General features: G+C 39.6%; 28 protein-coding genes and 1 other annotated feature. Of the genes, 2 read left to right on the forward strand and 26 right to left on the reverse strand.

The window, feature by feature from the left end; all coding sequences use genetic code 11:
- Position 1: 1 nt before the first annotated feature.
- The 8 genes from ruvA to nadB all read right to left on the reverse strand — a co-directional run bounded on the left by ruvA (position 2) and on the right by nadB (position 8,291).
- Positions 2 to 613, reverse strand: a complete 612-nt coding sequence (gene ruvA, locus BAZO_RS11880; protein WP_003331781.1) for a Holliday junction branch migration protein RuvA — start codon at positions 611 to 613, stop codon at positions 2 to 4.
- 194 nt (positions 614 to 807) lie between these two features.
- The gene (locus tag BAZO_RS11885; RefSeq protein ID WP_003331782.1) at positions 808 to 1,350 is read right to left on the reverse strand and encodes an intercompartmental signaling factor BofC; all 543 of its coding nucleotides are present in this window, start codon (positions 1,348 to 1,350) and stop codon (positions 808 to 810) included.
- 142 nt (positions 1,351 to 1,492) lie between these two features.
- Entirely contained in the window at positions 1,493 to 2,080 is a 588-nt protein-coding gene (locus tag BAZO_RS11890) for a YhcN/YlaJ family sporulation lipoprotein (RefSeq protein ID WP_003331784.1), read from the reverse strand.
- 126 nt (positions 2,081 to 2,206) lie between these two features.
- Positions 2,207 to 2,947 carry an NAD(+) synthase gene (gene nadE, locus BAZO_RS11895; RefSeq protein ID WP_003331785.1) on the reverse strand — a complete coding sequence of 247 codons (741 nt, stop codon included), beginning with the start codon at positions 2,945 to 2,947 and terminating at the stop codon, positions 2,207 to 2,209.
- A 189-nt stretch (positions 2,948 to 3,136) separates the two neighbouring features.
- The gene (gene safA, locus BAZO_RS23055) at positions 3,137 to 4,633 is read right to left on the reverse strand and encodes a SafA/ExsA family spore coat assembly protein (protein ID WP_003331786.1); all 1,497 of its coding nucleotides are present in this window, start codon (positions 4,631 to 4,633) and stop codon (positions 3,137 to 3,139) included.
- 141 nt (positions 4,634 to 4,774) lie between these two features.
- Entirely contained in the window at positions 4,775 to 5,884 is a 1,110-nt protein-coding gene (gene nadA / locus BAZO_RS11905; protein WP_003331787.1) for a quinolinate synthase NadA, read from the reverse strand.
- Positions 5,884 to 6,726 (reverse strand): carboxylating nicotinate-nucleotide diphosphorylase, encoded by an 843-nt coding sequence (gene nadC, locus BAZO_RS11910; RefSeq protein WP_003331788.1) that lies wholly within the window; start codon positions 6,724 to 6,726, stop codon positions 5,884 to 5,886. The genes nadA and nadC overlap by 1 nt, the downstream gene beginning before the upstream one ends.
- Complete coding sequence (gene nadB / locus BAZO_RS11915; protein WP_003331789.1) at positions 6,723 to 8,291, reverse strand: L-aspartate oxidase; 1,569 nt, start codon at positions 8,289 to 8,291, stop codon at positions 6,723 to 6,725. Before nadB ends, nadC begins: the two co-directional genes overlap by 4 nt.
- Before the next feature lie 198 nt (positions 8,292 to 8,489).
- Here nadB and BAZO_RS11920 point away from each other — a divergent pair, with 198 nt between their 5' ends.
- On the forward strand, positions 8,490 to 9,629 hold the full coding sequence (locus BAZO_RS11920) for an IscS subfamily cysteine desulfurase (RefSeq protein ID WP_003331790.1): 1,140 nt from the start codon (positions 8,490 to 8,492) through the stop codon (positions 9,627 to 9,629).
- Between the two features lie 13 nt (positions 9,630 to 9,642).
- Entirely contained in the window at positions 9,643 to 10,191 is a 549-nt protein-coding gene (locus tag BAZO_RS11925; protein WP_003331791.1) for a transcription repressor NadR, read from the forward strand.
- 12 nt (positions 10,192 to 10,203) lie between these two features.
- Here the strand turns inward: BAZO_RS11925 and pheA are convergent, their stop codons facing one another.
- The 18 genes from pheA to BAZO_RS12015 all read right to left on the reverse strand — a co-directional run bounded on the left by pheA (position 10,204) and on the right by BAZO_RS12015 (position 25,665).
- Positions 10,204 to 11,085, reverse strand: a complete 882-nt coding sequence (pheA, locus tag BAZO_RS11930) for a prephenate dehydratase (protein ID WP_003331792.1) — start codon at positions 11,083 to 11,085, stop codon at positions 10,204 to 10,206.
- A 31-nt stretch (positions 11,086 to 11,116) separates the two neighbouring features.
- Positions 11,117 to 11,557: an ACT domain-containing protein gene (locus tag BAZO_RS11935; protein ID WP_003331793.1), complete on the reverse strand. Its 441-nt coding sequence runs from the start codon at positions 11,555 to 11,557 to the stop codon at positions 11,117 to 11,119.
- A gap of 259 nt (positions 11,558 to 11,816) precedes the next feature.
- Positions 11,817 to 13,100 (reverse strand): GTPase ObgE, encoded by a 1,284-nt coding sequence (gene obgE, locus BAZO_RS11940; RefSeq protein ID WP_003331794.1) that lies wholly within the window; start codon positions 13,098 to 13,100, stop codon positions 11,817 to 11,819.
- A 23-nt stretch (positions 13,101 to 13,123) separates the two neighbouring features.
- Positions 13,124 to 13,663, reverse strand: a complete 540-nt coding sequence (locus BAZO_RS11945; RefSeq protein WP_003331796.1) for a sporulation initiation phosphotransferase B — start codon at positions 13,661 to 13,663, stop codon at positions 13,124 to 13,126.
- A gap of 169 nt (positions 13,664 to 13,832) precedes the next feature.
- On the reverse strand, positions 13,833 to 14,117 hold the full coding sequence (gene rpmA / locus BAZO_RS11950) for a 50S ribosomal protein L27 (RefSeq protein WP_003331797.1): 285 nt from the start codon (positions 14,115 to 14,117) through the stop codon (positions 13,833 to 13,835).
- Positions 14,118 to 14,250: 133 nt separating this feature from the next.
- The gene (locus tag BAZO_RS11955) at positions 14,251 to 14,586 is read right to left on the reverse strand and encodes a ribosomal-processing cysteine protease Prp (protein WP_003331798.1); all 336 of its coding nucleotides are present in this window, start codon (positions 14,584 to 14,586) and stop codon (positions 14,251 to 14,253) included.
- A gap of 12 nt (positions 14,587 to 14,598) precedes the next feature.
- Complete coding sequence (gene rplU, locus BAZO_RS11960; RefSeq protein WP_003331799.1) at positions 14,599 to 14,907, reverse strand: 50S ribosomal protein L21; 309 nt, start codon at positions 14,905 to 14,907, stop codon at positions 14,599 to 14,601.
- Between the two features lie 13 nt (positions 14,908 to 14,920).
- Positions 14,921 to 14,995 (reverse strand) — a sequence feature (ribosomal protein L21 leader region).
- 60 nt (positions 14,996 to 15,055) lie between these two features.
- Positions 15,056 to 16,546, reverse strand: a complete 1,491-nt coding sequence (locus BAZO_RS11965) for an Rne/Rng family ribonuclease (protein ID WP_003331800.1) — start codon at positions 16,544 to 16,546, stop codon at positions 15,056 to 15,058.
- Positions 16,547 to 16,769: 223 nt separating this feature from the next.
- Positions 16,770 to 17,630: a M50 family metallopeptidase gene (locus BAZO_RS11970; RefSeq protein WP_039957476.1), complete on the reverse strand. Its 861-nt coding sequence runs from the start codon at positions 17,628 to 17,630 to the stop codon at positions 16,770 to 16,772.
- Between the two features lie 14 nt (positions 17,631 to 17,644).
- Positions 17,645 to 18,448: a M23 family metallopeptidase gene (locus BAZO_RS11975; RefSeq protein ID WP_051015812.1), complete on the reverse strand. Its 804-nt coding sequence runs from the start codon at positions 18,446 to 18,448 to the stop codon at positions 17,645 to 17,647.
- A gap of 167 nt (positions 18,449 to 18,615) precedes the next feature.
- Positions 18,616 to 19,413: a septum site-determining protein MinD gene (gene minD / locus BAZO_RS11980; protein WP_003331803.1), complete on the reverse strand. Its 798-nt coding sequence runs from the start codon at positions 19,411 to 19,413 to the stop codon at positions 18,616 to 18,618.
- Entirely contained in the window at positions 19,414 to 20,103 is a 690-nt protein-coding gene (gene minC / locus BAZO_RS11985) for a septum site-determining protein MinC (protein WP_003331804.1), read from the reverse strand.
- A gap of 57 nt (positions 20,104 to 20,160) precedes the next feature.
- The gene (gene mreD / locus BAZO_RS11990; RefSeq protein ID WP_003331805.1) at positions 20,161 to 20,694 is read right to left on the reverse strand and encodes a rod shape-determining protein MreD; all 534 of its coding nucleotides are present in this window, start codon (positions 20,692 to 20,694) and stop codon (positions 20,161 to 20,163) included.
- Positions 20,695 to 20,696: 2 nt separating this feature from the next.
- The gene (gene mreC, locus BAZO_RS11995; RefSeq protein ID WP_003331807.1) at positions 20,697 to 21,581 is read right to left on the reverse strand and encodes a rod shape-determining protein MreC; all 885 of its coding nucleotides are present in this window, start codon (positions 21,579 to 21,581) and stop codon (positions 20,697 to 20,699) included.
- Positions 21,582 to 21,598: 17 nt separating this feature from the next.
- A complete protein-coding gene (locus tag BAZO_RS12000) occupies positions 21,599 to 22,639 on the reverse strand; it encodes a rod shape-determining protein (protein WP_003331808.1) in 1,041 nt (346 codons plus the stop codon).
- Between the two features lie 237 nt (positions 22,640 to 22,876).
- Positions 22,877 to 23,566 (reverse strand): RadC family protein, encoded by a 690-nt coding sequence (gene radC, locus BAZO_RS12005; protein WP_003331809.1) that lies wholly within the window; start codon positions 23,564 to 23,566, stop codon positions 22,877 to 22,879.
- Between the two features lie 168 nt (positions 23,567 to 23,734).
- Entirely contained in the window at positions 23,735 to 24,298 is a 564-nt protein-coding gene (locus tag BAZO_RS12010; RefSeq protein WP_003331810.1) for a Maf family protein, read from the reverse strand.
- Between the two features lie 209 nt (positions 24,299 to 24,507).
- Positions 24,508 to 25,665, reverse strand: a complete 1,158-nt coding sequence (locus BAZO_RS12015; protein ID WP_003331811.1) for a hypothetical protein — start codon at positions 25,663 to 25,665, stop codon at positions 24,508 to 24,510.
- Positions 25,666 to 25,755 lie beyond the last annotated feature (90 nt).

Genomic DNA, 25,755 nt, shown 5'->3' on the forward strand with positions numbered 1-25,755 from the left:
TCTACCTGAGTAAGAGCTGCAAAGCCTTCTTTATATATTGATCTGTTGGTAACTGTTCTTGTTGCAACTGCGGAATCACTTTTGTAATCTCTTTTTCAGCATAGCCTAACACTTTTAAAGCTTCAATTGCTTCCTCTAAGTCGTGTGAATATTTCCCTGAATTTATGACAACTTTTTCAGGTTCAAATAAATCGGGCATTAAATCCAACAACAAATCGTTAAGCTTACCCTTTAAATCTAGGATCATTTGTCTAGCGGTTTTCTTGCCTACGCCCGGAAACTTTACTAAAAACTTTTCATTTTCATCTTCAATGGCTTGAACAACTGCATCCGGCTGTCCAGCAGCAAGGATTGCCATTGCCCCCTTCGGACCAATTCCAGAAACATTTAATAGTTTGGTAAATAATGTTCGTTCCTGCCTTGTTTCAAAGCCATATAAGGCAATCACGTCTTCACGGACATACTGAAACGTGAATATCTTGATCGTTTGCCCTAAATCCTTTTGGAACAAAAACGGATTCGGTGTGTAGATTTGATATCCAACCCCTGATACATCAACTACTATAAATTCCGGGCTAATAAAATCAACTTTTCCATTAATAAATTCAATCAAAAGATTCCTCTCCCTATGCGAACGTGCATTTCTATATATACTTTAACCATTCTACCATATTTCGTTTGCATAGTAGAAGAAACATATATAGAAAAGCGAAAGCGCCCGTTCAGCGAAGTTTACTAGTCGCTGGGTGCTTGAGCTAGACAAACAAAAGGGTTAGACACTCAATCTTAGTGCCTAACCCAAGTCCCTTATTGTTTAATGGAAAGTGTCTTAAAGCTTTCGATAACCTGAATATAATGATCCTTTGATACGACAGGAATTCCTTTCTTTAATTCCTCCTGCTGCCTACTTTCAAGTTTACTAATATCAATTTGGAAGAAAGACTGGATCACTTCTTCAGATTCTGCTGGCAAGCCTTTGAAGATGGTTAATGTTCCGTCCTCAGATATTCCGAAATAGCCATTCGCTTTTAGTAGTGGAGAGATATCATCGACCGCTTTTCTAAATATCATCTGTCCTTCTTTTTGATCCACCAATTGCCAATCACGATATTGTGCCCAAAAGTCCTCCATAGACCAAATCGTTTCCGTGACAGTCTCCTCACTTGTATTCCCATCAAGATATTGTTGTTGTAAAATTACATTTACGGTTAGCGGTCCAGTAACTTCGAGCGCTTGGGTCTCTTCTTTGATTTGTTCAATTTTTACTCCATTATTCTCAGCAGCCGTATGATAGAGCAAAAAGAATATAGAAAAACCTGCGATTACTAGACTTAAAACTAAATACTTCACGGCATGAGCCCTCTTAAATAAAGGAGTCATAATGGTCACCTCGATTTTGATTAAATAAAAAAACTTCTATTCTGGTGTCACTATTAGTTTCACCATGGAATAGAAGTTTTATCCTAAATACTGTAGAATTTTTCTCAATTATTTACTTCCGTGACCCGAACATTCCTTTGTCAGTAACAACTCTTACTTCCCGCCCATTTGCCATTCCTTCTACAATTCGGCGGACCTTCTTTTCAATAGCTTGGCTGTCATCATCGTCCGTATCAATGACAACCAAAATTGTATTACCATCGATAATGGCTGCAACATCATTGACATTGGCAACATGTTCAATGCGATCCGTTATTCTTTGGGCAACGATGTTATCATGACCGGTATTATATGATCTTGTTGGAACACCGTTGAAAGTGGTATTTAAATGTCCATGATAATTATAGTCATCATAGCCATAATTCCCATCACCATATTTTGAAAAAGCCCCATCTTGCTCACCTAAGTCATTTCCTCCATTAAGAGTCCGCACTTGGTTAACCATGTGCTGATCATTAAACCCACGGTCATTGATAAATCGAAAAGCCCCGGAATCGCGATTTGCATTTTTATCATTCGAATAAAACGCGACTTGTTCTAGCGGTGAATTTTCATCTTGAGCCGAATCATTAATACCACAGCCTGTAAGAGCAAAGCCGATCATTATCATTATTGAAAGCGATAAAAGTATACCTCTCATGCCGAAAAGCCTCCCGCCATTTTTAGAGGATTTTGGGGACATTTTTTTGGGTCCCATTGTTAGGTTGGCAGATGGAGGCTTATTTTACTCTTTTATTTAGCTGGTAACTTTTACATAGTGCTACTTTTAGAACTTTGGCGGGTGTGCAGCCAAGTTTCTTTTGTGTTCTGAACGTCTATGGAGCCTTTCAATAATCTCACGGTCTTTTTCCGGGATTTCTTCACCATTTAAATAGCGGTCAATCGTATCGTAGGTTGTCCCCATTTCATTTTCATCTGTTTGTCCTTCCCAAAGGCCGGCACTTGGTGATTTTGTAATAATAGGCTCGGGTACACCGAGTTCCTCGGCCATTTCCCTTACTTCACCTTTAGTTAAATGTACAAGGGGAACGAGGTCAACTCCACCATCCCCGTATTTTGTAAAATAGCCTGTATACCATTCGGCGGCATTATCCGTGCCAATTACCAAATACCCATAATTATTAGCAACCGTATAGAGGGTGCTCATTCTGAGACGTGCTCTTAAATTGGCATCACCTAATGTGAGAGACTTTTCATTGAGTTCTCCAATTCCCTTAAGTTGATCTTGAATTTGTGAGAAGAGAAGCTGATGTGATTCGGTTAAATCAATTGTTAAAGCTTTTATCCCGCTGCCTTCAACAACAAGCATTGCATCCTCTTGATCTTTAGGATTGCTTTTACACGGCATGATGACTCCCATTGAATCATTTGGAAAAGCCTTTTTAATTAGATAAGCGACAACGGCAGAATCGATTCCTCCTGATATACCAACGATTGCACCATTAAGACCTGCACCTTTTACTTGCTCCTGGAGCCAGTTTACAAGCTGTTCTATTTTTTGCTTCATTTTTTTCTTCCTTTCAACCGATTCTATTTTTGCACTTTAAGCAAGTTTAACTTTGTTATGGTTTAAAGTATAAGAAAAAACATCGCAATTTGCCATTATGGGCAAATTACGTGTTTTTCTAATCCATATTATCACAGAAAAAGAGGCGATGGTATTATAATCGCCTCTTTAGCCAGTTTCTATTTATTTTTACCACTCATCTTCTTCATCATCTAAAACATCATTTCTAAATGAAGGTTCACCAAAATTTGTTGCAGGCATCTGTGTTTGGAATTGTGCAAACGGAAATTCAGGCGGCGCAAATGTTCCTTGAGGTGCTTGAGGTCCTGCACCTGCAAAACCTGTTTGTGGTGCCCCGAATCCTGCTGGCGGGATGCCGCCATAGCCTCCTTGTGGACCTCCAAATCCAGTTTGCATTGTTGGCATTCCAGTAAAACCAGTTGGTACACCCATAGTGCCTACAGGGACACTGCCATATCCAGACGGGACTCCTGCAACACCCGTTGGCATACCTCCATAACCTGCTGGCGGGATGCCGCTAAATCCGGCTCCTGGTACTCCTCCATAACCTGCTAGCGGGATGCTGCTAAATCCGGCTCCTGGTACCCCTCCATAACCTGCTGGTGGGATGCCGCTAAATCCGGCTCCTGGTACCCCTCCATAGCCTGCCGGTGGGATGCCGCTAAATCCGGCTCCTGGTACCCCTCCATAGCCCGCAGGCATCGCTCCGAAGGCAGGAGGGTCCAGCTTAGGTCCGCCACAACCACAATCTCCACCTGCAGCTGTCATTTGGCTAACTGGTGCTGCCGGTGCATTTATTGGTGAAAGGCCTGGATACATTTGTTCTATACCATCATTTTCATCATCAAACATCGCCGGACTAATAGCCGTTGGTTGCGGTGTAAAAGGTGCCCCCTGCATTTCCGGCATCGCACCGTATCCTGCTGGATTAAACATACCCGCCTGCATTCCATAAGGAACAGCAACAGGTGGACATGGATATGGCGGACATGGCATCGGTGGACATGGCATTGGCTGAAAACCACACGGTAATCCTGAGCCAGGCATTAAACCAGTCATTGGTACACAAGGGTAAGCCGGTGGAGGTTCCGGCAACGGTAGAGCTGGCATTGTCGGTGGCACTACTGGTTCTTCTTTAACTTCCTCAACTGGTTTTTCTTTCACTGGTGCCTCTTTAATTGGAAAAGTAGGTATGTTGAATGTATAATTATACATATTTTGTTCGATATTATAATCAATTTCAGATTGTTCAATAGGCATTTGTGGTATTGGTGGCAGCACAATTGGCGTTTCTTTTATCACCGGAGGAACAGGCATTTCCTTCGGTACGACTGGTGTTGGTATGATTTTTTGTGGCATTTCTTTTGGCACAACAGGCATTGGTGCTGGGGTTGGCTGAATTGGCTTCGGCATTTGTGTTGGCGGCATTTGTATCGGCATTTCCTTCGGTGCCAAATGTGATAAGGACACCTCTTCTTTTGAATGCGGATTTCCGTGTTTCTTGACGGGCACACTGCCGGTTGGAATTTTAATTTTCATACCAGGCATAATCATATCAGGATTGCTGAGCTGGGTATTTACTTGTTTTAGCTCGTTAAAATCTACACCATATTTTTGGGCGATTTTCCATAGTGTATCGCCTTTTTGCACGATATGAATTTTCACGGTGCATAAACCTCCTCTAAAAAAGTCTTTATCATTATATGGGCTCATGGGCAAAATGCTACCTTTATTTATCTTCTTTCGTAACAATTTATGCTAAAAAAATAATTTTATGAAAAAAGCCGATACGAAATGTATCAGCTTTTACACGATTTTTAACATTTTATCTAATGCAAGCAACGCATCTTTTGCAATTTCTTGATCAACAGTGATTTGATTGAACTGTTCCTTTTGTTCAATCGTTTCCAGCGCCCATAATAAATGTGGTAAATCAATTCGATTCATAGTCATACAAGGACACATATTCGGATTCAGTGACATAATTTCTTTATCCGGATGTTCAGCAATAATTCTTTTCACAAGGTTCATTTCTGTCCCGATTGCCCATTTGCTGCCAGCTGGGGCCTTTTTGATTGTTTCAATAATATAACTTGTTGAACCATTGTAATCAGATTCTTTCACAACTTCATGACTGCATTCAGGATGGACAAGAATATTCATATCCGGCTTCGTTCTACGAATTTCTTCCACATTTTCTACAGTAAAGCTTTCATGCACGGAACAGTGACCCTTCCATAATATTACTTTTACATTTTCAAGGTCGCCGTCATATTCAAATTTATCATGAATCGGATCCCAAACTGCCATTTGCTCCAATGGAATTCCTAAATCAACACATGTGTTACGGCCTAAATGCTGATCCGGTAGGAATAACAGGCGCTCTTTTTGAGATAATGCCCACTCAATCATTTTTTTCGCATTTGAGGATGTTACAGTTGCACCGCCATTCCGGCCACAGAATGCTTTAATTGCTGCAGTAGAGTTAATATAAGTAACTGGAAGAACCGTGTCACCAAATGTTTCTTGGAGCACCTTCCAGGCTCTTTCTGTTTGCTCCATATCGGCCATATCGGCCATCGAACAGCCTGCTCTCATATCAGGCAAAATCACCATCTGATCGCCTCTAGTTAACATATCAGCCGTTTCAGCCATAAAGTGAACGCCGCAAAATACAATATATTCAGCTTTATCATTCTTGGCTGCCAATTGTGCCAAGCGTAATGAATCCCCTGTTGCATCCGCAAATTGAACTACCTCATCCTTTTGATAGTGATGACAAGGTAGGAATAATCTTTCACCAAACTTTTCCTTTATTTCACGGACTCGATTTTCCATTTCTTCAACACTCATATTTTTATAACGTTCAGGAATCGTTGTATTATTTTTCGCTGATAAAACATCCAAAATCCCCATTATTTCACTCCCCCTTCAAGATTAAAGCTGATATCCAGTGCAGTTACAGAATGTGTTAGCATTCCCAGTGAAATATAATCAACCATTGTATCGCGATAATTTCCAATCGTCTCGAGTGTAAGACCGCCAGAAATTTCGGTTACGATTCCTTTAGGGACGAGCTTTACATACTCAGCAACCTCTTCTGGTGAGCGATTATCAAACATAATGACATCCGCACCGGCTTCAACAGCCTCTAACACCTGTTCCTTTGATTCTGTTTCAACTTCAATTTTAACCATATGTCCAGCCTGTGAACGCACCTTTGAAACGGCTTCCTTAATTCCGCCTGCAAATGTAATATGGTTGTCCTTTATCATGACACCGTCATATAAACCAAATCGATGATTATAGCCGCCTCCACAACGAACTGCATATTTATCTAACATACGTAAGCCCGGCATTGTTTTTCTTGTATCACAAATTTTAGTATGATCACTATTAAGAGCTTGAACAGCCGCATGAGTAGCTGTTGCTACTCCACTCATCCGTTGCATAAGATTTAAAATAACCCGTTCAGCACTTAATAAATAAGCGACAGGTCCATGAACAGAAGCGATGACGTCTCCTTTTTTAACCAGCTCTCCATCTTGCTTATAAAGGGTTACTTCAATTGATGGGTCAAAAAAGGCATATGCTTCTTTGATAATATCGACTCCCGCTAACACACCGTCATTCTTAACTAGAAAATTTCCTTTTGACACTTTTTCTAACGGGAATATATACTCACTCGTTAAATCTAATTCTCCTAAATCCTCAATAAAAAACTCTTGTAATTGTTTACGCAGCTTTACCTTGTTCATTTTTGAGCAATCCTCTCATTATTTTTTATTAATTTACGAACAATTTTTTTCTTTGTCCAATTCGTTTCTTCTTCGGGAAAATCTGAACGGTAATGTCCACCGCGGCTTTCTTCTCGCATTAAAGCTGATGTGGTAATAAGCCAGGCTGCTTGAAGCATGTTATAAACGCCAATTTGTTCATGGGTTAGAGCATCTAGGTCAAAGTTTTTATCTTCAGAAGGCAAGTACCGTTCCAACCATTCTATTGCGGTCTGTAAGCTTGTTTTATCCCGAATAATGCCGACATATTTCATCATAACGGTTTTTATTTCTTCCTCTTCGGGCAAATGAAGCTCTTTACACGTTTTATCATCTGATTCAATCGTCGGAATATCAAAGACCTCTGATCGTTCAAAAGCAAGGTGTTCAGCCAATTCCGTTGCAAATACAATTCCTTCAAGCAACGAATTACTTGCCAACCTGTTCGCACCGTGTACACCCGTACAAGCAACCTCACCAATCGCATATAGATGCTCTACTGATGTTTGTCCCTGTTGGTTAACTTCAACGCCCCCCATGTGAAAATGGGCGCCTGGAACAACTGGTATTCTCCCCGCTGTTAGATCTACTCCATTTTCTACACATAACTCAGTGATTGTTGGAAAGCGTTTTTTAAAATCTTTTATCATCGAAATATCTAAAAATATTTGTTCTCCATTTAAAACGGCACGGTTAATTTCTCTTGCCACAACATCTCTTGGAGCTAGATCCTCTAGAGGGTGAATGCCATGCATTAAGCGCTTCCCACCCTCTGTAATTAGAACAGCACCTTCTCCTCGGACTGCCTCGGAAATTAAGCCTTTTACTTCTCCATTGACATATAGTAATGTCGGATGGAATTGAACAAACTCCAAATCTACTAAATTAGCACCTGCACGGTAGGCTAAGACAAGCCCATCACCGGTCACTGTTGGGTCATTTGATGTAAATGAATATAAGCCACCACTGCCGCCTGCTGCCAAAATAGTATCCCTTGAATAAATTATTTTAGACCTTCCGGAATTTGTTTTCACCTTTATCCCAAAACAATGATTCTCTTCGACTAGTAAATCAACAACTAACATATTTTCAATAATTTTCACCTTTGGATTAATACGAAGGCGATTCAGCATGAAGTCAACAAGAGCTTTTCCGGTAGCATCCCCACCGGCATGAAGAATTCTTCTTATCCCATGTGCACCTTCCTGCCCAAGAACGAGATGCCCCCTTGCATCTTTATCAAAGGACATTCCTTTATCAATCAAGGCACGAAGTAATTCCGGCCCTCTTTGTACTAAGGTTTCAACGGCCTCTTCATCATTGTGGAAATTCCCGGCAACCATTGTATCAGAAAAATGATTTGTCCAATGATCATTGCGGGATATTGCTGCTGCTACACCACCCTGCGCTCGGCATGAATTACTATTTTCTTTTTTTGACTTTGTGATAATAATCACATTCTTATGATAACTTAAACGATCTGCCGCTACCAACGCAGCAATGCCACTTCCAATAATGACAACATCTGCGATATGTCTATCAGTCATTATCTGGAACCCCCACATCCTACCAATTAGGTTTAATATTGAAATCTAAAACAATTGTCTTGACACCTATATTTACACATAATTAAACTAATGACAAGAGTTTTTTTATGGCATTGTCACAATTCTGACAATTATTACAAAAGACTTCATTAGTTGACACATTTCTCAACTAATGAAAACCGTTAGGAGAGGAATGTAATGATCTATTTAGATTATGCAGCAACAACACCTATGAGTGAGAAAGCAATAAATGTATATAGTCAAGTGGCTACTGAGTATTACGGCAATTCAAGCAGCCTCCACGATATGGGCCTGGCAGCACAAACTATTTTAGAAGAATCAAGAAAAACGATAGCCGGTTTTTTTAATGGGGAGGCAAAAGGAGTTTATTTTACAAGCGGTGGCTCAGAGTCAAATTATTTTGCCATCCATTCCTTACTTAAAGGGAATAATAAAAAGGGAAAGCATATTATTTCAACTAAATTAGAGCATTCATCTATTGCAAATACATTAGAAGATTTACAAAAAGACGGTTATGAAATTACATTTGTTCCAGTCAATACTGAAGGAAGGGTTGAGTTAGAAGCACTATCTGAAGCAATCCGCCCAGATACTGTTTTGGCCTCTATTCATCATGGGAATTCGGAAATAGGAACGATTCAAGATTTAGTTGCGATTGGAGAGATATTAAAGAAACATGATATTATTTTTCATAGTGATTGTGTCCAAACCTTTGGTAAGATTGAGATAGATGTTAAAAAAGCAAATCTAGACAGCATCTCAGTATCTAGCCATAAAATATACGGTCCAAAAGGGGTTGGCGCTTGCTATATAAACCCATCCAGAACGTGGCAGCCTGTCATTCCGGGAACAACACACGAAAACAGTTTTAGACCCGGAACGGTTAACGTTCCAGGAATCGCCGCTTTCATTACAGCTGCTGAAGAAGTTCTTCCAATTATGGACGTAGAACAGGAAAGATTTCAAGGTTTAAGAAGAAAGCTTGTTGACGGTATTCAAGGGGACGCCTGGAAAATATCTGAAGTAGGACCAAGCAGCAAGCGGTTGGAGCATATTATTGGACTATCTATAGCCGGAATTGAAGGTCAATATATCATGCTTGAGTGCAACCGTTACGGAGTAGCGATTTCAACGGGCAGTGCCTGCGCCGTTGGCATGCAAAAACCTTCAAAGACTCTACTTGCCATTGGAAAATCCAAGGAAGAGGCGAAACAATTTATTCGTCTATCGCTTGGAAAATTAACAACGGATGCTGAAATAGAAGAAACGATCGATATCTTTCAAAGATTTTTAAAAAAGTATTTTAATGATTTATAAGGGAGCGAAATTCATGACTGGTGGAAAAAAGATACTCGGAGAAGAGAGGCGAAATTTGATCCTGGATTGGTTGAAGCTAAGTGACAAGCCGCTTACGGGAAGCTATATCGCTGAAAAGGTAAACGTGAGCCGGCAGGTGATCAGTCAGGATATAACATTACTTAAGGCCCGAAATGAACCAATCATTGCGACATCCCAAGGCTATCTTTATTTAAAAGAACAACAGTACAGTCGCCCTTCCAGGGTGATCATCAGTACCCATAATCCTGAGCAAACGAAAGAAGAGCTTTATTTAATGGTTGACTGTGGGGTAACCGTTAAGGACGTCAAGGTTGAACACCCACTCTATGGAAATTTAACGGCACCGATTGGTGTTAGCAATCGAAGTGATGTTGACCAGTTTTATGAAAAAGTAAAAGCAACCAAAGCACCGCTTTTATTACAGCTTACAGGAGGACCCCATTCCCATACTATTGAAGCGGACAATGAGGAACAGCTTGAACAAGCCATTCAAAAACTTACAGCTGCGGGTTTTATCATGAAAAATGCGACTTCCACCTGAAGTCGCATTTTGTTATTTTTGAATAGCGCTTTGTTCTTTACCGATAAAATAATATGGATAGCTTCCCAACACTCTTACTGAACAGTTAAGTGCTTCAAGCTCAGCCACAACTCCAGGTATTAGTACCTCATCCATCTTCATTTCAACATCGACAAGAAAGAAATAGTTTCCAAGACCTGTTTTCATTGGTCTTGATTCGATTTTTGATAAGTTTAATTTTCGCCAAGCAAACGCTGATAACACCTGATGCAAAGCACCCGCATAATCTGACGGTAAAGTAACCATTAATGTCGTACGGTCACCACCATAATATCGATGTTCGGTACTAAGATCTACCGCGTTTTTATGTAGGATCACAAATCGAGTGTGGTTATTATCATAATCATGGATATCTTTTTTGATAATTTCCAAGCCATATTCCTTTGCCGCTAATTCATTACCAATCGCTGCAATGCATTCTTCTGGATGCTCATGAACATACTCCGCTGCAGCCCCTGTTGATTTTACATATTGAAGGTCCACAGTAGGCATTTTTGTATGTAAAAACTTATGACATTGAGCAATCGCATGTGAATGAGAAAGAACAGACGTCACACTTTCCCACATTTCTTTGTTTTGTGGATGCACCATAAGATGTTGGCGAATCGGAACCACAATTTCACCCACAATCGGCAGGTTTTGTTCATGAATTAAATAATCAATCGTGATATTGACAGATCCTTCAATTGCATTTTCAAGTGGTACAACTGCAAATTCCACATCCCCTTTTGTGACAGCATCGATACTTGCTGGAATGGTTTCATATGGAATTTTTTCTTCAGTAGGAAATAATTCATTTACAGCAATTTTTGTAAAAGTCCCCTTTGGACCAAGATAGCCAACTTTTGTAGACACGTCGTTTCTCTCCCTTATAAACTTAATGAAGTTAAGCACCAGAGCCTAGAATCTCAACCTTTTCCACAAATTCCAGCCCCTTTAAACTTTGAATTAAGACATTAATATCTTCCTTCATCCCAGAAGTATTTAAAGATAGTGTAACATTTGCCTTCCCTTGAAGGGGAATATTTTGATTGATCGTTAATACATTACAACCAGCATCAGCAACCATTGCCAGCATTTGCGATAACGTACCGGAGCGGTCTTCAAGGTGAAAAAAAAGTGTGATAATCCGTTCCTTCACAATCGTATGAAATGGAAAAATCCCGTCTCGATATTTATAAAAAGCACTTCGACTTAAGTCCACCATTTGGACAGCATCCGCAACGGAATCAGCCTTTCCTCTTTCAATAAGGGCCTTTGCTTCTAGAGTTTTTTTCATAGCCTCAGGTAAAAAGTCTTCCCGAATTAAGTAATAGCTTTGTTCCATATTATCTTTATTAGTTTTCACCCATAACCCCTCGACAATTATAGAAAAAGACTGCATGATCAAATACGCCTTGGCGTATTTGCGCCCAGCGGATATTATCGAGCTCCCATGCTCGAAAACTACCTTTAAAAATCTGAGGCATCCGCCGGAGGCGTTAACTTCATTCAGCAGAGGTTAGTATCCCAACTGAATTAAAATACTAATTTGTATTCATTTCTCTACTTCCGCTGAATGAAGTTACTAGCAGTCTTTTCCAAGACTATTCTATAAATTCAAATTCAAATTCCAACAGCCTTACGATATCCCCATTTTTTGCCCCGCGTTCCCTTAGAGCTTCATCAACTCCAAGTCCCCTCATTTGACGGGCAAAACGACGGATTGATTCATCCCTTGAAAAATTAGTCATCTTAAACATTTTCTCAATATATGCACCCGATATTACGAATGCACCATCATCATCTCTTGTAATTTCAAACGGTATTTCTTGTGCTTCATGTTTATATAAAATGTGTGTTTCCTCGACCTCTTGTTCTTCCAATGGAAACTCAGGTGTTGTCTCTAATAGGTCGGCTATTTTAAAGAGCAGGTCCCTTAAACCTTGCCTTGTTACAGCGGAAATTGGGAAAATCGGTACATCCTCTTCCAACTGCTCTTTAAATTTTTCTAAGTTTTCCTCGGAACCAGGGATATCCATTTTATTCGCAACAATGATCTGAGGTCTTTCTGTTAAGCGCAAATTATACTGCCTTAACTCCTCATTAATTGTGACATAATCGGTATAAGGATCACGGCCTTCCATAGCTGACATATCAATAACATGAACAATAACCCTTGTTCTTTCAATATGTCGCAAAAATTGATGCCCTAATCCAACTCCTTGATGTGCACCCTCAATTAACCCAGGCAAATCGGCCATCACGAAGCTTCGTCCATCCTCTGTCTCAACAACTCCAAGGTTTGGCACGATCGTTGTGAAGTGATATTCTGCAATTTTAGGCTTTGCTGACGAAACAACGGAAAGAAGCGTTGATTTCCCAACGCTTGGAAATCCAACTAGTCCAACATCTGCAAGTACTTTTAATTCAAGTATTACATCCCGTTCTTGGCCTGGCTCCCCATTTTCCGCAATTTCCGGAGCCGGGTTTGCCGGCGTTGCAAAACGAGTATTACCACGGCCGCCACGGCCACCTTTGGCAATTACAGCCCTTTGACCGTTGATCGTTAAATCGGCTATCTTTTCATTTGTCGCTACATCCCTGACAACTGTACCTGGTGGCACCTTGACAATCATTGGCTGAGCATTTTTTCCATGCATACTTTTAGACATCCCATGTTCACCACGATCTGCCTTAAAATGCCGCTGATAGCGAAAATCCATTAGCGTACGCAAGCCTTCATCTACTTCAAAAACAACATCTGCTCCATTACCGCCATCGCCCCCTGCAGGGCCGCCCTTTGGAACATATTTCTCACGACGGTAGGCAACCATACCGTTCCCACCGTCTCCACCTTTTACATATACTTTGACATAATCTACGAACATTGTTGTCACCTCTCAATCTAAAGCTAAAACGAAATTTGAGTTACTACTACCATTTCTTCATTATGTACTTCATACTCTAAAACTTGAATCAAAGCACCATTCTTTCGTTCTTCCAGATAGTTTGAAATTATACTTTTATCTTCTATTATTCCTCTAAAATCGAAAATGAAACGAACTTCCTGATCGGATAATTGGATTGAAAGAATTAGATGATTTTCTGCAAATGGTTTAATAACCTTGTTCAATTTATTTAAAAACGCAAAGCACCATGCTGTTATATCATAATCATGATTGGATAGGTTTCGCTCATCACCTAAAACCTCGAACTCAAGAAAAAAATGTTGCTCTTCCCAATTGAACAACATTAATAATGCTGCCAGTTGAGGTGCTTTTAAATTTGTTAGTTTGGATTCATTTTTTGTATCCATAATAATTCCTTCTATAATTTCATTAACACGATCCAATCGTTCTAAAGCGAGATTACCTTTGATTAGTTGTAGCTTATTTAACCAATCATGACGTGAATGCCTCAAAATTTCAACTGCATTCCATTCTTTTCCCATATTTTTACCCCTATAAGTTTTGATGTATGAATTATACCAAATATTTCACTTAATGGATAACCTGTTTATAAATATTCTCTACTTTATCTTATAGGGGCTTCCAATAATTCAAAAGGCTCCAACCAATATCTGGTTAGAGCCTTTTCTTCTCGGGTAAGATATAACTGAATTATTGAGCTACTGGGTATACACTTACTTGCTTCTTATCACGACCAACACGCTCGTAACGTACTACACCAGCTGTTTTAGCAAACAATGTGTCGTCACCACCACGACCCACGTTATTTCCTGGGTAGATTTTTGTACCACGTTGACGGTAAAGGATTTCTCCACCGTTAACAAATTGGCCATCAGCACGCTTAGCGCCTAGACGCTTAGAGATAGAGTCACGACCGTTCTTAGTACTACCTACCCCTTTTTTAGATGCGAAAAACTGAAGATCTAGTCTTAACATCAGTTTCACCTCCTATTACGGCTAACTATGACCGTCGAATTTCGTTGTTGTCTCGCCACTCCGTTCCTCACGTATATAATACGTTCCGGTACTCGTGACTTCGACGCCTAGAACTTCTCGGTCCTAGTTACCCTTAGTAATTGTCATTAATTTGAATGTATTTGCCGTAATCATTTTCAATCGTTTGTAGAGATACGAGCATCCCTTCAAGTAATAATTGTACTTTCTCGTTGGTGTCTTGATCAAGATGATCAGGAACAACACAGCGGAGAAAGCCTCCTTTTTTACCTTGTTCAATTCCAAGTTTCGTCTGACATAAACCATAAACCGCATTGACAGTTCCAAATGAAACAGCTGATACGGCTGCACACACTAAATCATGTCCATGTGGACCGGATTCAGCATGTCCGCTTATTTCAAACGAATGTATTGAATGGTCTGCACGCCTCGTAATGATAACTTTAATCATTCATTCAACCTATTAACCGTTAATTTTTTCGATAATAACTTTAGTGTAAGGTTGACGATGACCTTGCTTACGCTTGTAGTTTTTCTTAGACTTATACTTGAAAACGATAATTTTCTTAGCGCGACCTTGTTTTTCAACTTTACCTGTTACAGTAGCACCTTCTACAGTTGGGCTTCCAACTTTTACGTTTTCGCCACCTACCATTAACACTTTGTCAAAAGTTACAGTCTCACCAGCTTCAACGTTAAGCTTTTCGATGTAGATTGCTTGTCCTTCTTCAACTTTAACTTGTTTACCGCCTGTTTCGATAATTGCGTACATTCTCTGCACCTCCTCTTATACTAAGACTCGCCATCCCAGGTACCATTCAAATGGTTTTAAAACCTGTTCTGTGCGGTTGTAGCCGTGGTGCGCTACATTAAACACAATGAAAATCATAACATATTTAATTAAAAATTGTCAATTACAATTAGTGTGTCTTTTTCTTAGAAATTCTAGACTTGATCTCGCTTTCGGTACCAAAATTCCTGACTTCAAAATTATTGATTAGTTGGTCAGTGCTTGTCAGCAAAATTTTATAGCCTAAAGTCTCTTCAAGCTGCCTCAGCTTTACATTCGCATTTGCTTTGAATAGCTCCAGTACTGGCGTGGGGACTTCAACCCAAACGGCTTCGTGATCCATCCCTTTGTATTCCCAAAGCGCTCTTTCTAATTGGCGGGTTACCTGCTCTGGGGAATAGACTCTGCCTACATTGTGACAGGTTGGACAGGTCGTTGTTAATTTTTCAAGCAATGATTTTTGTTCTTTCTTTCGGGTCATTTCCAGGAGACCTAACTGGGTGAAGCCGTATACCTTTGTATAATTGCGGTCTGTCCTTAATGCGGCGTTAAGCTTATTTTTAATGTATTCCCGATCTTTTTGGGATTCCATATTGATAAAATCAATGATGATTATTCCACCGATATTACGGAGTCGAAGCTGTCGGGCAATTTCGAGGGCCGCAAGTTCATTGGATTTTAAGATTGTTTCTTTCACATTATGTTTTCCCGTAAACTTCCCTGAATTAACGTCAACAACAGTTAAAGCCTCTGTCTGTTCAATCATTAAACTCGCACCATTTTCAAGTTCTACATAAGGATTTAGAGTTTTTGGAATTTCTTGTTCAATACCAAAATAAGAAAATAAATCTTCCTTATTGATGAAGTGTTTAATTTCGGTGATAGTGTCATCATAAATAGAAAGTCTTTCTTTAAGCTTCCGAAAAACGATACCATCATCAACAATAATTTCGGTGGGTTCATCACCAATTAAATCTTGGACAATGAATTCTATGAGATCAGTATTTTTATAAAGAAGAGACGGAGTCTTTTTCCCGGCTTGCTCTTTATCGATTTCGCTCCAGTTTTCTTTCAAATACTCAATTTCTTTTTTTACAACTTCTGTTGTTTTGTTAGTACAGACAGTTCGAAAAATTAACCCCTCATTCTTATCGCAAATAGCTTGGCCAAAACGACGCCAAACCTCTCTTTCATCTTCATTGATTTTTTTCGATATGGCAATTTGTGTATCGTTGGGCATATAAACTACATATCGGCCAGAAAGCTCAAGTAATGTTTTCAATCTGGGACCCTTTTCTCCAAAAGCGGCCTTTGTCACTTGAACAATAACTTCCTGCCCTTCATGAAGCAAATTGGAAATAGACACTTTACGCTTTTCGTTGAGGTCTAAAGACTTATAATTTGCAAGCTGATCAATTTGCAGAAATCCATTACGTTCAAGCCCAATATTAACAAATGCAGCTTGCATCCCCGGAACGACCTTTTCAACCCGCCCTTTATAAATATTACCTACAATTGACTCGCCTTCGGACGATTCATAAAACAGCTCTACTAATTTATCATGCTCCAAAACGGCAACCCGCTTTTCAGAAGTTCGACAGTTCAAAATAATTTTTTTCAAAAGAATCTTTCCTTTGCTTAGGAGGTATATTTTAGTTCATTGTACTATAAACCGGGGAGTAGGGGGAACAATGGTAGCGATCGATGAGTAGCTGTTCTCCAGTTATCCTTTTAAAATGCGGACAATGGTTGTGGGACCGCTGCTTGCTCTGGCCTCATAATTTCTATCCCTTAATATTTGGTTGCACCAACATAAACAGGGCACAGTTCCCCGTGCCCCACTCCTATCCAAATATCTCCCTCATCGTGCCATTCGTTCTTTTTTCAGTAAAATACGCGTGAAGAAGCTCATTCTCATCAAATGTGAGTTGCTCGCGATCATTCCTTTTTATAATAATTTGATGCTTACATCCTCGACAGAACTGAGCAAAAACATCTACTAAGTGGTCCGTTTCATTTACGACGATTGGTCGCAAATCTTTGATCTCCCGGCTTCTCCCATAATATCGTTCCAATAAAAAGCGAATATGCGCAAACTTTCTTTGTTTCCACTCAATATAATGAGCGAAAATAACGAACGCAACTACAATCCACAAATTCAAATGAAATGGATAGATAACTAGTGTAGTTAAAATTAACAAGCATACAATACCAATCGAAATCATCAATGAATAGCGATGGGCTAAGCTGAACGGGAACTTAAGTGACATCCCGAGGAATACAAGCTTCCCACCATCCAATGGCCAAATCGGTAAAAGATTAAAGATTAAAATCATCAGATTATGCTTCAAAAATAAGTCATATGTATTTTGATCAATCCACCCGATAAAAAAAAGAATATAGGCAAGCGCCATCATCCAAAGGTGCTGCAGCGGCCCACTTATAATAACGAGCAGCTCCTCTTTTAAAGGACGATTGCCATGCTCATCCATTTCAGCAACGCCACCGAATGGCAATAGTTCAATTTTTTTTATCCGCCAGCGAAAATGATTGGCGGTAATCGCATGGCCCATTTCATGTACGAACACAATCGTAAATAGCATGATGATTTCTAAAAATCGTCCAGTTAGTACCCCAATACCTACAACAAGCCAGAACAAGGGATGAATTGAAATTTTACTGAAAATTTCTGTCACTCTAGACAATGGCCTCACCAACCTTAGTCAAAGTTGATCACCTGAATGGGGTCAATAAAAGAGTCACCCTCTTTAATTGCAAAATAAAAAGTTCCGGCTTGCCCATCCTCAGTATTGGTAACTTGACCTAATTGGGTACGACTTTTCACGAAATCATATAGTTTAACATTGATTGAATTCAAATTTCCATACCATGTTTCACTGCCATCGGAATGCTGAATAACAACTGTCTTGCCAATCTCTTCTTTGACGCTGACATCAATGATAATGCCATCATCAATGGCCTCAACGAAGGAATCACGACCTGTTTCAACCATAATCCCCTGACGGTCTTTTGAAAATGGCTCAAGCACACGGCCGGCCGCTGGCACTGCATAGACATGCTGAACATCTTCATTCTGATCAATTTGATTAGGTATCTGCTCCTTATTCGTTTCCGGCAATAGGGCAACCGGCTTACCAAATTGATTTTCATACCAATCCATTACAGCAGCAAATTGAAATTCCTTTTCCATCGTCTTACTGACGAAAGTACGTGCCTTTTCCCAGCGTGGAGACGGGTCCTTAAACAAAATCCCTACTATTAAAAATAAGCATACTGCTAATAAAACTTGTAAAATAATAAACTCAGTCCGAAAGACCGGATGTTTCGAGTTTGAGCCTGGCTCATAATCATAAAACGGAGTTTCCCCGTACCGTTCTTCATCTTTAGGTAGCGGATAGGCAGTTCTCCTCGATCCTGTTGGCGCTCCACCAATTGAACTACGCGCCTTTTTCCGTTTTGCTATTCTCCTTTTTACATCATCGACTTGATTTCTCACCTTCATCATTCCCCCGCTCAAGTATTGAAAAGGACCAATTGCCCTCGTTTTGAACAAGCATAACTATTAGTAATATCTATGACTTGTCCTCGGTGGATATGACTTTGAAAATAAGAATAAAAAAGAGCTTAGGACTCAAATATCCCAAACTCAAGCTTGTACTAATTCAAATTTTACTTCATTCCAAAAAACTTTTTCATTTTCGAAAACATGCCGCCCTTATCATCATCCAAAGAAAGGAGTGGCACAGATTCACCTAATATGCGCCTAGCCATATTTCGATAGGCGATCGATGCTTTACTTGTAGGGTCCAATGCAATGGGTTCACCATTATTGGATGCTTTAATAACAGTATCGTCATCTCCTACAATTCCTAATAGATCGATAGCTAAAATTGCCACAATCTCATCGACATCAAGCATATCACCATTTTTCATCATATGAGTGCGAATGCGGTTTACTATTAGTTTTGGAGGTTCAACCTCCTCTTGTTCCAACAGTCCGATAATTCTATCGGCGTCACGAACAGAAGAAACTTCTGGAGTCGTTACAACAATGGCCTTGTCTGCTCCGGCAACAGCATTTTTAAAACCCTGTTCAATCCCGGCCGGGCAATCTATTAAAATATAATCAAAATCCTGCTTCAATTCGCCAACAAGATTTTTCATTTGTTCAGGAAAAACTGCAGACTTATCCTTCGTCTGTGCAGCCGGAAGCAAATACAAGCATTCGAAACGCTTGTCCTTAATTAAAGCCTGCTGAAGCTTACACCGTTCCTCCACAACATCAACTAAATCATAAATAATACGATTTTCCAATCCCATAACAACATCCAGATTGCGCAGCCCGATATCCGTATCAACTAAACAAACCTTTTTACCTGTTAAAGCTAGTGCCGTTCCTAGATTAGCACTTGTAGTTGTCTTTCCAACGCCGCCTTTTCCTGATGTAATAACGATAGCCTCTCCCATTTACATCATCCCCCTTTCAAGCCTCGTTAAATTTGGTCTTAGATGTGGTAAAACCTGAACTCGGTCGATCACGATTTGATTTACATTTTGATCAATAAAAGCACATTCCATTTCACGGCCTTCTTCTTCGTGGTCATCTGGTGCCCTATTCACTAAGTCGCTAATGCGTAGTTGCATTGGCTTCATCAATGATGCTGCGATCACGGCATTACGATTGCCAAAGCATCCAGCATGAGCAATTCCCCGTAATGCACCCATAATAAAAATATTACCACCAGCCATGACAGTGCCACCAGGGTTTACGTCACCTATTAACAGAAGATCCCCTTTAACTTGAAGCACCTGTCCGGAACGAATTATTTTCGAAACCGTTTCAACATCTGTTTGTTTTTTCCATTCAAGAGCTTCTGCTTTTGTCATAACATTTGATTCCAATGAATCGATGACTAATTTTTTCTTATTTCGAATAATCTCGCGAATTTGATCATGCATACTTCTAGTTAAATATCTGTTGCCTGCTTTTATGTGAACGGAGGTTAAAGGACTACCCTCAGGTGGTTGATGATTAGAGGTTAATTTTTCATCAAGTTCCTTTAATATCTGTTCAAAAGAACATGAATCATCCAAATATAAAGTGAGACCACTTTTCGTTCCTTTAATCGTCACATTTTGTTGTTTTTGCCCGATCATCTTCGTTCACCTCGATGATTTGTAATTCGACGCAATCTGTATTTTTTCCTTTAAAACCTATACCAACTTATCATTTTCTTTATTTGCCCATTTCTCTACCCTTAATAAAAACTTCTTCATCGGGTAGTAGATCACAATTAGAAATACCCCGTTCAATACCAGTGTAGGAAATAATCGGTCGTAAAGGAATTGATTCCAATCAAGCTGAGCCACATTGACAAGAAATAGAATCCCGAAAACGAATCCCTCTAATAGACTTATACCTACTAATACAACAAAAAATATTACTAAGAGATTTCTATGGAGCACTTTCATAGATAAAGAAATTACATATACGATAAGTGGAAAAGAAAACATATAAACCCCGATAATATCTGTATATACTATATCAAATAATAAGCCGAAGATGATCGCAAAAAGCAGCGCTTTATTTCGATCATAAAAAAATGAAATAAGCATGATCATTACAATCATAAACCTTGGCACAAAAATGCGGTCAATCCCAAATCTTTCAGCAGGGAATAACTCTATGAAGATACTCTCAGATAAAAAAGCTAAAAATACAATAAACGCAAGAAGGAATCTTTTCACAATTAGACTCCTCCTTTAGATTGTTCAACTAAATCCTCTTCTGGGGTAGTCGATACCCTTTCAACTATCATAATATGATCAATATCGAAAAATTTAGCAGAAGGCTTCACATAAGCCATTTGCGTCAAGCCATGTTCATCCGGGACAATCTCCGTAATTTCACCAATCACTAGGCCGCTAGGGAAGACTCCCCCTAATCCAGATGTGATAACCGTTTGCTTTTCCGCTAAATTAATATCAACATCAAATGGGATACGTTTAAATAAAAGTGCACCTTTTTTTTCATCATAGCCCTCAATTAGTCCGAAAATATCTTTATTTCCTTTTACAACGGCTGAAATTCGATTTGTTCGGTCAACAGCACTTAAAAGCTGTACAGTAGAAGTGAATTGTGAAACTTGCTTAATTTTCCCTACCATACCTTCTGAAGTGATGACAGCCATATTTTTCTTAACTCCATGCTGCTCACCTTTGTTAATGAAAATTAATTCATGCCATTGATCGGGATTTCTAGCAATGACATTGGCTTGAATAAGCTTATAATCACGAAGGCTTTCTTTTTTATCTAAAATCCCACGAAGCCGTTCATTTTCTTTTTCTAATTCCATAACCCTGGCATTTAATTCGACATACTCATCCAGGCGTGCCTTTAATAGTTTATTTTCCTCAAATGTGTTTTTTATGTCAGATATATTTTCAAAGAAACCCGCTGCATATTCAGCGGGTTGATGGAAAACTGATTGAAACCAGCCAATCGTATCCTTCAAAAACTGTTCAGGCCAGCTTAATTTGGAACGATCATTTAAGGAAAAACCAATCAATGCCACTAAAATAATGATACTAACTAAAAGCACGATTAATCGTTTGTTATAAAAGAACTGTGGCATGATTTACACCTACTTACCTATTTTCTTGATCTCGATGTAATTCCTGCTTTTGACCGGAAAAGGTGAAGATTGTCCAATGCTTTACCAGTACCAATGGCAACACAATCTAACGGATTCTCGGCCACTAATACAGGCATCTTCGTTTCATTGCTTATAACTTTATCAAGATTGCGCAGTAAAGCGCCTCCTCCCGTTAAGACAATGCCTCGATCCATAATATCGGCCGCTAATTCTGGCGGAGATTTCTCCAAAGTATATTTCACTGCATCAACAATTTCATACACTGTATCATGCAATGCTTCTCCAATTTCCACTGCACTAATCGATATTGTTTTTGGAAGTCCTGTAAGGAGGTCACGCCCGCGGATTTCCATATCCTCAATACCTTCAGGCATACCAGCAGAACCAATTTCAAACTTAAGCTGTTCAGCTGTACGTTCTCCAATTAATAGACTGTATTTTTTCTTAACATATTGAATGATCGCATCATCCATTTCATCCCCGGCGACACGAACGGATTGACTTGTTACAATCCCTCCAAGGGAAATAATGGCAACCTCGGTTGTTCCGCCACCTATGTCAACCACCATACTACCGGTTGGTTCCCATACTGGTAGATTAGCCCCGATTGCTGCAGCAAATGGTTCTTCAATTGTATTAGCTGTACGAGCACCTGCTTGCACTGTTGCATCCTCAACAGCACGCTTTTCTACAGCTGTGATTCCTGATGGTACACACACCATGACATGCGGCTTTCTTGAAAAAGCAGTTTGGTTTTTTTGTGCTTGTTGTATAAAGTGCTTTAACATGATAGCCGTAGTTTCAAAATCAGCGATAACCCCGTCTTTCATCGGTCTTAATGCTACAATGTTACCAGGTGTACGGCCAATCATATTTTTTGCGTCATTACCAACAGCTTCAATTGTCCCCGTATCAGTGCGAAAGGCTACAACAGAAGGTTCACGTACAACGACACCTTTACCTTTCACGTAAACTAACGTATTAGCTGTTCCTAAGTCAATTCCCATATCACGAGAAAAGCCACCTAAACCAAACATAAATATGTATCTCTTCCTTTCTCAGCATGACGCACAAATTTGAAATGCGAAAGCGCCTTGGTCAGCCCCGACAAGCATAAGATGGACTGCGTCGTGGCGTTTTATGCCACAGAGCAGTACAGCTTATGACCTCGAGGGGCTAGGCGCTGTAGCTAGACACAGATATGTCAACCAAATTTGTACACACAAACTCATAATGAATATTATACGGTAAAAAAATAGAAAAGGATAGGTTTTTTAAACATATCCTTTTTCCTTTAAACTTATAAATTTAGTATCACCAATTATTAGATGATCTAGCAGTTCAATCCCAAGTATTTTTCCACATTCGACCAAACGTTTCGTAACTTCAATATCTTCACGGCTTGGTGTCGGGTCTCCACTAGGGTGGTTATGCAGACATATGATGGAGGCACTGGACCGTCTGAGGGCTTCTTTGAAAACCTCGCGCGGATGCACGATCGAGGCGTTGAGGCTACCAATGAAGATCGATTGTTTATGAAGTACTTGATTTTTTGTATTTAAAAATAATGCAACAAAATGTTCCTGCGATAAAAAGCGCATCTCATCCATTACATATTTAGCCGCATCCTCCGGAGAGCGAATCGTGTAACGGTCATCATATTGAAGTCTCCCGACCCTTCTACCGAGTTCTAGTGAAGCTAGTATCTGAATCGCTTTGACCCGGCCAATGCCATTAATTTTTGTGATTTCCTCAATCGTGGCATCCTTTAACAACCGTAACCCCTCGAAATTTTTCAGCAGACGGTTGGAAAGCTGTAAGACGGACTCATTTTTCGTACCTGTTCGCAGTAAAATTGCTAAAAGCTCTTGGTTTGAAAGACTGCCAGGGCCATCGGCTATGAGACGTTCCCTCGGCGTTGAATCCTTTGGATAATCCTTAATCATCAGTGAAGAATCTGGCATATTGTTTCTCCTCTCCGTTTGGTTGCTGCTATGAAACTGGCTATGGTGCTTGCATCAAAGCCAGTTAATAGTTGTTTTTGGTGGTTACCCGTAAGTTTTCGGCGCTTACCCGGAAATTCTGCTACTTTAGCCGTAAAATTCCAGCATTTACCCGGAAATGTCCCGCTACTACTTAAGGAACGATTTCAATTCCCGGTATGTCCGAGCAATCGGCAAACCTACAACATTAAAATAATCCCCGTCAATCCGCTTTACTAAAATAGAACCAAGCTGTTGAATCCCATAGGCACCTGCTTTATCAAAAGGCTCACCACTTTTAATATAGCTGTCTATTTCTTCATCTGATAGCTCCCAAAACTGAACCTTCGTTTCCTCGTAAAAAGTTGTCGATTCATCAGCAGATACAATCGCAACCCCTGTATAAACAATATGCTCTCGTCCGGAAAGCTGTTTTAACATCATTCTTGCTTCATTTTCATCCTTTGGTTTCCCCAAAATTTGATCGTCTATCGTCACAATCGTATCTGCTCCAAGCACAACAACATCCTGATCAAGGATATTTGCAACCGCCTCTGCTTTTTGTAAGGCCAGTGCTTGAACAATTTCATTTGGATCATTTTTTTCATTAAAATGCTCTTCCACATGACTGACCACAATTTCAAACGGAATCTGCGCATACGATAATAATTCTTTTCTCCTTGGAGAGCTTGAAGCTAATATTAATTTTTTCACTACACATCACCAATCTGTATTAATATCTTTTATCTATTAATGGTAAAATACCAAATTTCCATAAGTAAAACAAATTCGAGAAATTGAAATTCTCAAGCCAAAATAAACAAAAAAAGAAACCAAAATGGCCTCTTTTCTTTTGAATTTTAAATTTTTCAAGCATTTTTCTTTGAGAAATTGAAAATTGAACTATTTTTCGGTAAATCAGCTTATTGGGCAACTTTTTCATCATGCCATTTTTTGTAGGATAAAAGTCCGTCTAATAGGGCTTGTTGGGAATTCCACAATTGCTGTTCATCCGCCTTTATTTGATAGCTTGCTAAATATTGATAGGTTTTTGAAATTGAATTTGCAAATTGCTCAAGTGAGGCTGGTAGTTCTTGAGGTTTGGATTGATTCCACTGTGTAAACTTTGACTCAATGTCCTTCCATGTAGCCTGGTTGATCTTTTTTTGATCAAAAGTTTCGGTGGAGAGACCAAGTAAAGATTGGTAGAGGCTAATACCAGCCGAGACAAATGCCGCCTCTTTCTCATTGCTCACCTTACCTGCTTTAATTTCTGAAAGTCCGAATGGTTTCATATACACATCCTGCCCAGCATTAAGATAAAGTTGACTTATAATCCCCGCCTCATTACGGTCAGTTCCTAGTCCGATGAACATTAGAACCGGCTTGGACCCTGGCTTCACAACTGCTGCTTTCCCATTTTCTTTTAAACCATTAGCAATTTGATTTGCCGCTTCAACCGATTCAAATGCCCCTCCTTGGATGATTTGCACACTTAAGGGTGCAATGCCATTTGCTGTAGTTCCTGTATTGGCTCCGATAGGACCTAATATTACTTCAGACGGCACTTCACCGGTTGCTTCATTATTTTCTTCTACAGTTTGTCCATTATCAACGGTGATATGGGATTCTCCTCCGCCCTGTCCCTCACTTAAATCAGTGAAAAGTGATAAAACAACATAACCAAACCCGACCCCAATGATGATCGCTGAAATAAGAACGGCTATAAATTTCTTTAAAATTGGATCCGGCTTTCGTCCTCCACCAGAAGTTAAAAGTGGTCGCTTTTTTTTCTTATTCAATAACAATGTATTATTTCTATTAAATGATTTTGAAGAATAATTCTTTTTTCCATTTCGTCTTTCTTCAAAATCAATGACATTATCCCGTTCACGTTCTGGTTCATGTCCTACTAACTCCCCAATTACAAAGGTTTCAAAATGGTCGATATCCGCTTCTGCTAAACCAGCATCTACTTCCTTTGCTGCCGAAATCTCTTGATTTAATTCTTCATCAGACAAGAATACTCTTTCTTTACCATTAATTCGAATCGAAATACGCTCGACTTTTTGCTTGTCCATCACCCACACCTCTTTCAAAAACAGTTCACGCAAACAGTCTTGTCTTTAAATGCTAACATACTGAAAATAAAAAAGAACAAGACATTTGTC

The organism is Schinkia azotoformans LMG 9581, from assembly GCF_000307855.1.
In the GTDB taxonomy this organism is placed as follows: Bacteria; Bacillota; Bacilli; order Bacillales; family Bacillaceae_J; genus Schinkia; species Schinkia azotoformans.